Consider the following 1022-nt stretch of genomic DNA (forward strand, 5'->3'; position numbering starts at 1 on the left):
ACTCAGAACCGGCGTGTGAACGGCGAGGGCTTCCGCATGCGCACGAGCAGCACGATCGGAATGAGCACGTACGGCAGGTTGAACGCCAGGAACTTCGCGGGGTTCGTCGTCTGCCACTCGGGCTCGCCGAAGAACTCGACGCCGAACACGATGATGCCCGTGATCGTCGAGATCATCGTCGCGTAGATGACGCTCGGCAGCTGGATCCAGTTCCACCCGCGAATCAGCGAGAGCACGAGCACGATGTAGAACGGCATGTAGACGAACGCCGAGAGTCCGGTGACGATGCGCATCCATACCGGCGGCTCCATGAAGAGCGGGTCGGTGTCGCTCGCGTACCAGTAGTTCGAGTTCACGAAGAAGTTCGACGACGGCGATGAGATGTCGACGCCGAGCGTCGGCAGCATGTCGCTGATCAGGCTCGTGATCGTGAAGAGCGAGAAGACCACGATGAAGAACCAATCGAACGGGCGCTCGCGCAGCGGCAGGTTCGACACAGGCACGGGCACGGGCACCGGTTCGGCGGTCATGGATCGAGAGCGTAGCGCCGAGCGCGGCGTCCGCCCAGTGCGGTTCTCATGACATGATGATTTCATCAATCCGTAAACCCATGGAGACGCACATGCTCTCGGACCCCAACCGCCCGCTGTACGAGCTGAAGGCCGGTCTCTTCAAGGGCCTCGCGCATCCGATCCGCATCCGCATCCTCGAGGTGCTCTCCGCCGCACCCGAGGCATCCGTCTCCGCGCTCATCGCGGCGACCTCGCTCGAGGCCTCGCACCTGTCGCAGCACCTCGCGGTGCTCCGTCGCAATCGGCTCGTCGTGGCCGACCGACGCGGCAGCCTCGTCTACTATCGGCTGGCGTACCCGCAGGTCGCCGATCTGCTGCGCGTCGCCCGTGCGCTGCTCGGTGAGATCCTCGAGACCACCCAGCGCCAACTCGTCGACCAGGGTGGGCTGCCCGAGATCCCGCCGGTGAGCGTGCCGGCATGAGCTCGACCCCGTCCGGTCCGCCCTCGGC

At 65.1% G+C, this 1022-nt stretch carries 2 protein-coding genes; one reads left to right on the top strand and one right to left on the bottom strand.

Features of this window, described 5'->3' with window-relative positions; genetic code table 11:
* Positions 1–2: 2 nt before the first annotated feature.
* Entirely contained in the window at positions 3–530 is a 528-nt protein-coding gene (locus ACFWWU_RS37575; protein WP_384153809.1) for an EXPERA domain-containing protein, read from the bottom strand.
* Positions 531–622: 92 nt separating this feature from the next.
* On the opposite strand from ACFWWU_RS37575, the gene ACFWWU_RS37580 reads away from it, so the two are divergent.
* Positions 623–994, top strand: a complete 372-nt coding sequence (locus ACFWWU_RS37580) for an ArsR/SmtB family transcription factor (RefSeq protein WP_384153812.1) — start codon at positions 623–625, stop codon at positions 992–994.
* The last annotated feature ends 28 nt before the right edge of the window (positions 995–1022 follow it).

Origin of the sequence: Streptomyces sp. NPDC058650, from assembly GCF_042717315.1 — a bacterium.
Classification (GTDB): domain Bacteria; phylum Actinomycetota; class Actinomycetes; order Streptomycetales; family Streptomycetaceae; genus Streptomyces.